The 11,268-nt window shown below is 64.8% G+C and carries 12 protein-coding genes; 8 read left to right on the forward strand and 4 right to left on the reverse strand.

The window, feature by feature from the left end; translation table 11 throughout:
* Nucleotides 1-837 (reverse strand): MFS transporter (locus BFN01_RS12270; RefSeq protein WP_071644640.1); only part of this gene is annotated, 837 nt, incomplete at its 3' end.
* A gap of 376 nt (nt 838-1,213) precedes the next feature.
* Between BFN01_RS12270 and nrdH the strand changes: the two genes are divergently transcribed.
* From nrdH to BFN01_RS12305, 7 genes are all read left to right on the forward strand, one after another.
* Nucleotides 1,214-1,447, forward strand: a complete 234-nt coding sequence (gene nrdH, locus BFN01_RS12275; RefSeq protein WP_071644641.1) for a glutaredoxin-like protein NrdH — start codon at nt 1,214-1,216, stop codon at nt 1,445-1,447.
* 41 nt (nt 1,448-1,488) lie between these two features.
* Nucleotides 1,489-1,917, forward strand: a complete 429-nt coding sequence (gene nrdI, locus BFN01_RS12280; RefSeq protein WP_071644642.1) for a class Ib ribonucleoside-diphosphate reductase assembly flavoprotein NrdI — start codon at nt 1,489-1,491, stop codon at nt 1,915-1,917.
* Nucleotides 1,899-4,058 (forward strand): class 1b ribonucleoside-diphosphate reductase subunit alpha, encoded by a 2,160-nt coding sequence (gene nrdE / locus BFN01_RS12285; protein WP_071644643.1) that lies wholly within the window; start codon nt 1,899-1,901, stop codon nt 4,056-4,058. Before nrdI ends, nrdE begins: the two co-directional genes overlap by 19 nt.
* 12 nt (nt 4,059-4,070) lie before the next feature.
* Complete coding sequence (locus BFN01_RS12290; RefSeq protein WP_071644644.1) at nt 4,071-4,886, forward strand: NUMOD3 domain-containing DNA-binding protein; 816 nt, start codon at nt 4,071-4,073, stop codon at nt 4,884-4,886.
* Entirely contained in the window at nt 4,883-5,863 is a 981-nt protein-coding gene (nrdF, locus tag BFN01_RS12295) for a class 1b ribonucleoside-diphosphate reductase subunit beta (RefSeq protein ID WP_071644645.1), read from the forward strand. The genes BFN01_RS12290 and nrdF overlap by 4 nt, the downstream gene beginning before the upstream one ends.
* 366 nt (nt 5,864-6,229) lie before the next feature.
* The gene (locus tag BFN01_RS12300; protein WP_071644646.1) at nt 6,230-7,516 is read left to right on the forward strand and encodes a site-specific integrase; all 1,287 of its coding nucleotides are present in this window, start codon (nt 6,230-6,232) and stop codon (nt 7,514-7,516) included.
* Between the two features lie 19 nt (nt 7,517-7,535).
* The gene (locus BFN01_RS12305; protein WP_256221144.1) at nt 7,536-7,790 is read left to right on the forward strand and encodes a helix-turn-helix domain-containing protein; all 255 of its coding nucleotides are present in this window, start codon (nt 7,536-7,538) and stop codon (nt 7,788-7,790) included.
* Nucleotides 7,791-7,858: 68 nt separating this feature from the next.
* Here the strand turns inward: BFN01_RS12305 and BFN01_RS12310 are convergent, their stop codons facing one another.
* From BFN01_RS12310 to BFN01_RS12320, 3 genes are all read right to left on the reverse strand, one after another.
* A complete protein-coding gene (locus BFN01_RS12310) occupies nt 7,859-8,497 on the reverse strand; it encodes a hypothetical protein (RefSeq protein ID WP_256221145.1) in 639 nt (212 codons plus the stop codon).
* Nucleotides 8,498-8,517: 20 nt separating this feature from the next.
* Entirely contained in the window at nt 8,518-9,039 is a 522-nt protein-coding gene (locus BFN01_RS12315) for a single-stranded DNA-binding protein (protein WP_071644647.1), read from the reverse strand.
* A 112-nt stretch (nt 9,040-9,151) separates the two neighbouring features.
* Entirely contained in the window at nt 9,152-10,903 is a 1,752-nt protein-coding gene (locus BFN01_RS12320) for a type IV secretory system conjugative DNA transfer family protein (protein WP_071644648.1), read from the reverse strand.
* Nucleotides 10,904-11,028: 125 nt separating this feature from the next.
* Between BFN01_RS12320 and BFN01_RS15520 the strand changes: the two genes are divergently transcribed.
* Nucleotides 11,029-11,184 (forward strand): hypothetical protein, encoded by a 156-nt coding sequence (locus tag BFN01_RS15520; RefSeq protein ID WP_177243867.1) that lies wholly within the window; start codon nt 11,029-11,031, stop codon nt 11,182-11,184.
* Nucleotides 11,185-11,268 lie beyond the last annotated feature (84 nt).

Here is an 11,268-nt window from a genome sequence, read left to right on the forward strand (position 1 = left end):
GACCGTCACGATCAGCAGGCGACGCGCCACCGCCCCCGGCCCGATCGGGATGTGTCCGAACGCGAGTCCACCGGCCAGGCTGCCGACCGAGAAGACCGCCAGCACGAGACCCGCCTCCAGGCCGCCATGGCCGAAGGTCGCGACCACGCCCACCTCGACGGCCGAGCAGGCGCCGATGAGCAGGAAGCCGATGACCGTGGCGAGCATCACCGGGGGCTTGAGCACCACGAGGCCGAACGCACGACGGCTGCGTGGGATGCGCACCCGCCCGACCTCGGGGGAGAGGATGAACCACGCGCCGCCCAGCACGAGGATGGCCGCGACCAGCAGCAGCCCCTGCACGGTGCCCACCTGCGTGGACACGACGGTGATGACCACGGGGGCGACGATCCAGATGATCTCCTGCAGCGACGCGTCGAGGGAAAAGAGGGGCGTGAGCTGGCCGGCGTTCACGAGCTTGGGGTAGATGGTGCGCACGGCGGACTGCACGGGGGGAGTGGACAGTCCGGCCAGCAGTGCGAACACCATGTAGCCGGGGAGGTTCAGCGGAAGCAGGGCGAGCCCCAGCACGGCCAGCACGCAGACGGCGAGGGTGAGGGAGAGCACCCGGCGCATGCCCCAGGCGCCCATCCAGCGGCTGGTGATGGGGCCGGCGACGGCCTGGCCGACGGAGGCCGCGGCGAGCACGATGCCCGCCGCACCGTACGATCCGGTCTGCTGCTCGACATGCAGCAGGATCGCGAGACTCATCATGCCGTTGGGGAAGCGCGCCACCAGCTGTGCGGCGATCATCCGCGCCACGCCGGGCGTGCGAAGAAGGTCCCGATATCCCGCCATCAGAAAAGGCTATCCGGCGCGCGCGCCGGCACGCGAGGCGGTGCAGCGGCGACACGCCGCGACACGCCGAGCGGGCTTCTCCACAGGAATTCGGATGTCGGTGGCGGGGCGTACCGTCCTGCCTGTGGACGGATCCGAAAGGGGGTCACGAGAGCCGCGTGAATCCGCGGTCCGGGCGGCTCGTCGAGCAGCCGGGGGCTGTGGAAGAAACGGTGGACAAGCTGTGTTGTACCTGGGGAGAACGGTGGAAAACTACACGGATGTAACTACTACACCTTGTGGTTGCTTCCAATGTCCGTCCCCATATGTAGTATTGAAGTCCCGGCGGGGGTCTGCCGGAGAAGCCACCTGGAACTGAGGGGAATCAGACATCACCATGTCGATCACGGTCTACACCAAGCCTTCCTGCGTGCAGTGCAACGCGACCTACCGCGCCCTCGACGCCAAGGGCATCGAGTACCAGATCACCGACCTCTCGGAAGACGCCTCGGCGCTCGAGCAGGTCAAGGCTCTCGGGTACATGCAGGCACCGGTCGTCGTCACCGACGACGGGCACTGGTCGGGCTTCCGGCCCGACAAGATCGACGAGCTCGCAGCCCGTCTCGCATAACGCCCTTCGTCGTCGCTCAGGAACCGGGGTGAACTGTGAGCATGGTCGCGACCGCGGTGCCGCTCCTGATCTACTTCTCGAGCGCGTCGGGAAACACCGCACGATTCATCGAGAAGCTCGGCCTTCCCGCCCGCCGCATCCCCCTGCACCGCACCGATGACCCGATCGTCATCGACGAGCCGTTCGTGCTCGTCACTCCGACGTACGGGGGCGGGCAGGGGCGCGGCGAGGAGAAGGGCGCCGTGCCCAAGCAGGTCATCCGGTTCCTCAACGACGAGCGCAACCGGCGCCACATCCGCGGGGTCATCTCCGCGGGAAACACGAATTTCGGTGAGTCGTTCTGCCTCGCCGGAGAGATCATCAGCCGCAAGTGCGACGTGCCCCACTTGTATCGCTTCGAGGTATTCGGCACACAGGACGACGTCGATCGCGTGAGCGACGGATTGGAACGATGGTGGAAGCGACAGTGACAGACGCAGTCGAGTTCAAGGTGAACCCCGCGTACGAAGGGCTCGACTATCACGCCCTCAACGCGATGCTCAACCTGTACGACGCGGACGGCAAGATCCAGTTCGACGCCGACAAGCGTGCTGCACGGGAGTACTTCCTGCAGCACGTCAACCAGAACACCGTGTTCTTCCATTCGCTCAAGGAGCGACTCGACTACCTCGTCGAGAAGCAGTACTACGAGGGCGCCGTCATCGAGCAGTACTCGTTCGACTTCGTCCAGAGGCTCAACGACCTCGCGTACTCGAAGAAGTTCCGCTTCGAGACGTTCCTCGGTGCGTTCAAGTACTACACGAGCTACACGCTGAAGACCTTCGACGGCAAGCGCTACCTCGAGCGCTTCGAAGACCGCGTCGTGATGACCGCGCTCGCGCTCGCCGAGGGCGACGAGCAGGTCGCCATCGACCTCGTCGAGGAGATCATCTCGGGTCGCTTCCAGCCCGCGACGCCCACCTTCCTCAATGCCGGCAAGGCGCAGCGCGGCGAGCTCGTCAGCTGCTTCCTGCTGCGTATCGAAGACAACATGGAGTCGATCGCCCGCGGCATCAACTCCTCGCTGCAGCTGTCGAAGCGCGGCGGCGGCGTCGCCCTGCTGCTGTCGAACATCCGCGAATCCGGCGCACCGATCAAGCAGATCGAGAACCAGTCATCCGGCATCATCCCCGTGATGAAGCTGCTCGAAGACAGCTTCAGCTACGCCAACCAGCTCGGAGCCCGTCAGGGCGCGGGTGCGGTGTACCTCAACGCGCACCACCCGGACATCATGCGCTTCCTCGACACCAAGCGTGAGAACGCCGACGAGAAGATCCGCATCAAGACGCTCTCGCTGGGTGTCGTCGTGCCCGACATCACGTTCGAGCTCGCGAAGAAGGGCGAGGACATGTACCTGTTCTCGCCGTACGACGTCGAGCGCGTGTACGGCGTGCCCTTCGGTGACATCTCGGTGAGCGAGAAGTACCACGAGATGGTCGATGACTCGCGCATCAAGAAGACGAAGATCAACGCGCGCGAGTTCTTCCAGACCCTCGCCGAGATCCAGTTCGAGTCGGGCTACCCGTACATCATGTTCGAGGACACGGTGAACAAGGCGAACCCGATCAAGGGCCGCATCAACATGTCGAACCTGTGCAGCGAGATCCTGCAGGTGAACACGCCGACCACGTACAACGACGACCTGTCGTACGACCAGATCGGCAAGGACATCTCGTGCAACCTCGGCTCGATGAACATCGCCCTGGCGATGGATGCCGATGACCTGGGCAAGACCGTCGAGACCGCCATCCGCGCGCTGACCGCCGTCAGCACGCAGAGCCACATCAACTCGGTGCGCTCGATCGAAGACGGCAACGACCGTTCGCACGCCATCGGCCTCGGCCAGATGAACCTGCACGGATACCTCGCCCGCGAGCGCGTCTTCTACGGTTCGGAAGAGGGCATCGACTTCACGAACATCTACTTCTACACCGTGCTGTTCCACGCGCTGAAGGCGTCGAACAAACTCGCCATCGAGCGCGGCGAGACCTTCGACGGCTTCGAGGACTCCACGTACGCGTCGGGTGAGTTCTTCGACAAGTACATCGACCAGGCCTGGGCGCCCGAGACCGACAAGGTCAAGGAGCTCTTCGCGGGCCACCGCATCCCGACGCAGCAGGACTGGATCGAGCTGCGCGAGAGCATCCAGAAGCACGGCATCTTCAACCAGAACCTGCAGGCGGTGCCGCCGACCGGATCGATCTCGTACATCAACAACTCCACGTCGTCGATCCACCCGATCGCCTCGAAGGTCGAGATCCGCAAGGAGGGCAAGCTCGGTCGCGTCTACTACCCGGCGCCGTTCATGACGAACGACAACCTGGAGTACTACCAGGACGCGTACGAGATCGGCTACGAGAAGGTCATCGACACCTACGCCGCCGCCACCCAGCACGTCGACCAGGGCCTGTCGCTGACGCTGTTCTTCAAGGACACCGCCACCACCCGCGACATCAACAAGGCGCAGATCTACGCATGGCGCAAGGGGATCAAGACGATCTACTACATCCGTCTGCGTCAGCTCGCCCTCGAGGGCACTGAGCTCGACACCTGCGTCTCCTGCACGCTGTGACGGTCTGAGATCATGACCATGGAACCGGGCCGCAAGACGTCGCCGATTGTCGGCGTCGTCTACGCGGCCCGGCTCTACGGCTCGGGTGAGTTTCGATACGTCGGGATCACCTCGCGCACCGTCGAATTCCGTCGTCGCCAGCACATCAAGGCGGCGCGAGGCGGCAGGAAGACACCGTTCTACGACTGGCTGCGAAAGATGGAGTCCGACGAGGACATCTACTTTCAACCTGTCGAACTCATCACAAACGGTTCGTTGGAAGACCTGGGCGAGGCAGAGCAACGGTGGATCGCGAAGCTCCGTCGCAAAGGTCACCGGCTGCTCAATCTCACTGAAGGCGGGCTTGGTCCACGGGGATACGTGTGGACCGAGGAGCAGCGCCGGGCTGCCGGTGAGAGATCGCGCGGGCGCAAGCGGGAGAACGTTCCGACCGGGCCCGATCACCCCAGTTGGGGCACCACGCGTTCGGACGAGCTGAAGGAGCATTGGTCGCGTACCCGGAAAGGCATGAACTCCGGGGCAGCCAACCCCAACTTCGGCAAGTTCGGCCCGGCGCATCCCAGCTATGGGCTCCGGATGTCGGACGAGGCGCGGCTCGAGCTGTCCGAGATGCGGCGCGGTGAGAACAACCCCAACTACGGCAAATCGGCCAGCGTCGAGACGCGGGCCAAGATGTCCGCGGTGAGGAAAGGACGGGCGATGCCATCGAGCCGGCGCAGCGCGCATACCCGTCACCACACAAACAAGGGCGTGTTCAAGGACACGTGCCAGCACTGCATCGATGACATCCATGCAATCCACTCCGAGAAGAACAAGGAAGAAGAATGACTCCGTCTCCGAAGCTCACGCTGATCGACCACGTGCAGGCGATCAACTGGAACCGCATCGAGGATGAGAAGGACCTCGAGGTGTGGAACCGCCTCGTGAACAACTTCTGGCTTCCCGAGAAGGTGCCGCTGTCGAACGATGTGCAGTCGTGGAACACGCTCACTCCCGACGAGCAGCTGATGACCATGCGCGTGTTCACGGGGCTGACCCTGCTCGACACGATCCAGGGCACCGTGGGCGCCGTGTCGCTGATCCCCGACGCGATCACCCCGCACGAGGAGGCGGTGTACACGAACATCGCATTCATGGAGTCGGTGCACGCGAAGAGCTACTCGTCGATCTTCTCGACCCTGTGCTCGACGAAGGAGATCGACGAGGCGTTCCGCTGGTCGGTCGAGAACCAGAACCTGCAGAAGAAGGCGCAGATCATCGTCGACTACTACCGTGGCGACGACCCGCTCAAGCGCAAGGTGGCTTCCACTCTGCTCGAGTCGTTCCTGTTCTACTCGGGCTTCTACCTGCCGATCTACTGGTCGTCGAAGGCGAAGCTGACGAACACCGCCGACCTCATCCGCCTCATCATCCGCGATGAGGCCGTGCACGGGTACTACATCGGCTACAAGTTCCAGAAGGGTCTCGAGAACGAGACCGAAGAGCGTCGCCAGGAGCTGAAGGACTACACCTTCAACCTGCTGTTCGAGCTCTACGAGAACGAGGTGCAGTACACGCAGGATCTCTACGACGGCGTCGGCCTCACCGAGGACGTCAAGAAGTTCCTGCACTACAACGCGAACAAGGCGCTGATGAACCTCGGGTACGAGCCGATGTTCCCCTCGACGGTCACCAACGTGAACCCGGCGATCCTCTCGGCCCTCTCACCGAACGCCGACGAGAACCACGACTTCTTCAGTGGGTCGGGCTCGTCGTACGTGATCGGCAAGGCCGAGGCCACCGAGGACGACGACTGGGACTTCTAGAGTCCACGTTCTAGACAGACTCTGACAAGAGTCGACCGGGAGGCCCGGATCTGCAGGTTTCTGCAGATCCGGGCCTCTTTTCGGGCCTCCTTCCGAAGAACAGAGGAGGACGGATATGAACGTCAGTAGTCGTTGGGTATGGCACGCGGGTGGCACGCCCGCACCTTCCAGGAGAGAGCGGGGTGGTCCGTCGACCGAAATTCGGTCCCGGCGTGCCACCGACCTCGTGCCACAGCGTGCCAGAGGACGCCTCGCAACCCGCGAGAAAAGCCTGATAGGGAGCCACTTTTGGGGGGTCATGGCCTCTAGTGGCACGCAGTGGCACGACGGTTCGCGTGAGTCCGCTCAAGACCAGCGGAGGACACGATGAGCGCCACCAAGACCCGGGAGCCAGCAGCAGTCAGGCGTGAGAGCTGGGGGAGCCTTCGCAAGCTCCCCTCCGGCCGGTGGCAGGCCCGATACCCCGCGCCCGACGGTGAGATGTATACCGCCCGGACAGAAGACGACAAGCCGCTGACGTTCCTGACGAAGACCGACGCCCGCGCGTGGCTCGCAGGCGTTCACACGACGATTGCCCGTCAGCAGTGGGAGCCGCCCTCGGTGGTTGCCGCTCGCCGCCGTGCGACAGCGGAAGCAGAGAAGGCGCGGTCCATCGGATTCTCCGAGTACGCGGAACGGTGGGTGGCCTTCATCCGTACGGAGCCGAACCGTAGCGGCAGGAAACGTGCCATCGCGACCGTCCGCTCTTACAAGAGCAAGGTCGACGGGTACCTTGTCCCGGAGTTCGAGGACACCCCGATCCGGGAGATCGACGAGGCGCGTATCCGGCAGATGACCGATCGCCTCGACGCGATCCCCTCGCCGCTGAACCCGAAGTCGAAGTTCAACGGCATCACGCGGCCGGTGCTGATCGTCCTCATGATGATCCTCCGCCAGGCAGCCCGAGACGGGATCATCCCCGCTGCGCCGAACATCTCGATCCCGAAGCAGGAGGCTGTGCGGCACGACGCCGACCACGATGAGGACGAAGACGTTGCAAGCCCCGAGCAGGTCGAGGCCTTGTATGAAGCAACCCCGGAGCACTGGGCGATCATGGTGCTCTTCGCCGCGTGGTGCCAACTGCGCCGCGGGGAGTGCCTGGGCTTGCAGCGCAGGGACATAGAGTGGCACGACGACGCCACCGCGACTTTGCATGTGCGCCGGCAACTGAACGCGAACACCGGCGACTATGACGAGAGGCTGAAGAGCGACGCGGGCAGACGGACTCTCAGCATCCCGAAGCTCATGATCGGCCGCCTCAAGGATCACCTGCGGGACTACGTCGCGGCGGAGGCCAAAGCGCCGCTGATCCCTACGAACGTCCGTGGCAGCGTTCCTCTGTCGAACACCCGATGGGGCTACGTGTGGGCTGATGCTCGAGACGGTGTCGCTGACCTCCGGCCGCGATTCCGGTTCCATGATCTCCGTCACACGGGCCTGACGATCTTCGCCCAGGAGGGCGCAACGCTCGCAGAGCTGATGCGGCGAGGCGGCCACGCCGACATCCGAGTCGTTCTCCGCTACCAGCACGCCACGATGGCCCGCGATCGTGAGCTCGCGGACCGTATGAGCGATCGCGTCCAGGAGCGGATCAACGCGGCCAGGAAGGCATGAGAGTCGCCGTGGGACAGCCATGGACACCTATCAGGAGAAGGAGTTCATCAACAAGGGAGGCACCGCCATGGCCGTTCACGATCGTTCACAGCCCCCAGCGCTCAAGCTGATCTCGCTGGCCGTCGCCGCCGACACCTATGGAGTGTCGATCAAGACGCTGCGCCGCCGCATCTCGGACGGCACCGTGCACGGCTACCGCGTCGGCCGGCTGATCCGCGTCGACCCGGACGAACTCCGCGAGAAGCTGCTCATCGAGATCCCCTCAGCGAAGTAAGCGCAAAACCAAAAGTGTGGGTGGGCCTGAAGAGGCCCGCCCACACTTTCTTGCGGTTCACCGTCAGCTCAGACCGGCAACGGCTCGTCGCGCAGGAACGCCGCTTCCGCTTCCGCGCGGCGGGTGACGTCTTCGACGACGAAGTCCACGAAGTCCTCGTCACGGTCAGTGATTGGAGTCTCTTCACTCGCCGGGATCGGATCTTCGCCGGGCCAGACGGTTTGCCGTGAGGGGCGGTCGCGGTCGAGGCGGGTGCCGGCGATCTGTACCCATTCGCGTAGCCGGGTCCGGGCGGCGGCGAAGTCGGTCATGAACGAGATGGCTCCGGCGGCGTCCTGCTCTGGGTCGTAGCAGCCCAGCCACCGGGTGTAGAGAGCGGAGAGCTCCCACACGAGTTCCGGGTGGCGGTGCCACATGGGAGGGACGATCTGCGCGGGGAGGGCGAACTCGTGCCGGAGCCAGTTCACCCATTCGTTGAGGTCGAGCCATTCGTGCTCGGCGTCGTCGGAGGACAGGGTGCGCCAGTTGATCGGGCGAGGCACGGGCGGGAGGTCATCGCTCCCGCCCGTGCCTGCCCGTGGGCCGCCGTCCCGTCTCTCGCCTTCGTCGAGCTCGTCGTCCTCGATGTCTGGTTCGTCGGACTCGGGTTCGAAGTCCACGTCCGGGTCGCCCGGTTCGGGGTTCTGAGTCGGGTCGTTGTCGGCCACGTCACTGTCCTCCGGTGGGGTTATCGGCCGACGGCTTCCATCGCGGGCGCTTCGGCCTCTCGCGCGGTGGTGGGGGTGGGTGAGCCGAGCTGTGCTGCTCGGTCGGGTTCCTCACGCTCGGCCTCGCGCCCGACTTCGCGGTCCGCCTGGCGGTCGGCTTCGCGTTCGGCCTGACGCTCAGCGGCGGGCCGGCGGTCGATCGTGAAGTCCGTGATATTGGGGTCGGGGGCGATGCGCTTGGCGACGAACTGCTCATCGGTGCGCTCCTCACCGTTGACGTCGCGTGTGTGCTCGCGGGTGTAGCCCTGCGCGACGATGTCGTCGCCCTTGACGTAACGGTCGGCGGACATCTCGGCGGACTTCCCGAACTGGATCAGGTCGTGGTAGGTCGGGTCGAGCTTGCGGAAGGACCCGTCCTGCTGGGGCTCGTAGTGGTTGATGCCGACGCGGGCGTAGAAGCGCGCCTGCCCGGACTCGGAGAAGGTGAGGCGGGGGTCGGCGGAGATGAAGCCGTTGATCGCCTGCGAGGTCTTGATCGCCATGAGAACTGAGGTCCTTCCTGATAACAACGAAACTGTCTGGTGTCCCCGCGGTTGAGCGGGAGACACCAGACAGGTGCGCAGGTCAGACCCCAGACAACGGACAGCACCCGTATCAGGACGTGTGCAGGAGCGCCTCGATCTCCTTCCGGTCTGTCTTCAGCTGCGCGGCGTCCTTGCGGGCAGGCCAGGCGCGCAGGTCGGTGATGATGGGGCGGGCGGTGCGGAGCATCACCACTCCGATCCCGAACGGCAGCGTGCGGATCACGTCCGGAGGCATGATCGCCACCCGGCGGATCGAGCGTTGAGCGGAGCGGTGTCCCTGCTCGCCGATGGTGACGGAGTCGGTGATCTCGTCCCTTTCCCCGATCAGCGCCGACAGGTCCTGCAAGTCTCGCGAGTTCGATGCACCGCCGAGGATGACTTTCACGATCGATGCGTCCCACAGCGCGTTGGCATTGTTCTCGCCCCATTTCTCCCGCGCCTGCGCGAGGGACTGCAGCACCGGCAGGGTCGTGATCCCCGTGCCTCCGCCTTCGGCCATCAGCGTGGGAAGCGACGGCAACGGAGCGAGGTTGCCGATCTCATCCAGGGCGAGAAGCATCGGCGGGTCCAACCGTGTGCCCGGTGAGGTGGCGGCGATCTTCCGGGCGGTCTCCACGAGGTCTTCGATGAACGCGGCCACCAGCGCCGAGGACGCCCCCGCCCCCGCACCGGTGGCGAGCAGGTAGAGGGTACCGCGGTCCCGGATGAACGTCTCCGGGTCGAACCAGTCCCGCGGGCCCGGCGTCACCGCCGCCAGCACTCGAGGGTCGGCGAACGCGCTGAACGCGAGCGAGACGCCCTGCCAGATCGAGTCGCGCGTCTTGGGGTCTGATTGCAGCATCGCATCCAGCGAGTCCGCCCAACCGGCCGCCGCCTGGGGGTTGGATTGCAGGACCCGCACCGCGTCCGCGGCGGCGGCCGGGTTCAACGCCCACTGGTACAGGGTGGCGGCGTCCCGCCCGTCGAGGGCCGCGGCGTGGAGGAGCCCCTGGATGGCGGCGGCGGTCTTCCCCTGCCAGAAGTCACCGCCAGACACGGACCCGAAGTTCGTGGCTGTGGCGAGGCCGGTGGCGCGGATCATCGCTGTCAGCGGGTCCTCGCATCCGCGGACCGGCGACCACTTCATGCCCGCGGGGAGTCCTTCGGCGAGATGCTGCGGGTCGAACACCGCGACCGGTCCGACACGCTGTCGGGCCTTCAGCGTCGCGGTGAGGTTGTCGGGCCGAGTGGAGGTGGTGATGACGGCACCGGGGGCATCGAGAATCGCGTTGATGACGACGTGCAGCCCTTTGCCCGACCGGGGCGGCCCAATCAGCAGGATGGAGTCCTCCACGGTCGCCCACACCTCCTGCCCTTTCGGCCGGCCGAGGAGGTAGCCGACGTCCTCGGGGGACGGGTCTTCCAGCGAGGGTCGGAACGTGCCCGCCCGTTTCGTGAGAGCCTTCGTCCCTGCGGCTTTGGCGACATCGCGCGCAGTGGCGATTCCTTGGAGCAGGCGCGGATCCTGCGCACGGGTCTCCTTCGCGCGCGCGATGACCCGCCACACCCACCACGTGATGGCCCCGAGGATCGCGACTGCCACGGCGAGGATCAGCCAGTACACAACCGGGCTCAGACCCGGCGCGCCGATCGCCTCTCCCGGGGCCGCCGGGGTGAGCAGCACACCCAGCCCCGTGGAGGGCCCGCCGGTGGGTTGCGGGAGCCCGGTGAGGAACGCCGCGGCACTGCCGGCGGCGCGGAGCAGCCCGGCGAGGACGGCGAACCCCGCCAGGGCCGCAAGGCCCAGGTTTGCGAGGACCTGGGAGGGCTGGTGCGGGTTCATCCCAGGCCTCCGACGATATGGGTCGTGCCGGAGATCCGCCCGAACAGCAGCACCTCACTGCCGTCGCCGGGCAGCTCACGATCTTCGATCACGTGCCGCACACGTCCGTCGCCGTCGGACGATGAATGGCGGATGATCACCGCGAGGGCGATATCTTCACCGGGGACGAAGCCTTCCCCGGACGCCTCGAACAGCAACGGCAGCCCGGGGGCTGTCTCTTATACACATCTAAAAAAAAAAAAAAAAAAAAAAAAAAAAAAAAAAAAGAAGAAAGAAAATAGGAAACACATAAAAACAAAAAAGAGAAGAAGATACATAAAGCTACAAAAAACAGATAAGAATAAGTGACATATTACATCAAAGTT

Source organism: Microbacterium sp. AR7-10 (assembly GCF_001878835.1).
GTDB classification, from domain to species: domain Bacteria; phylum Actinomycetota; class Actinomycetes; order Actinomycetales; family Microbacteriaceae; genus Microbacterium; species Microbacterium commune.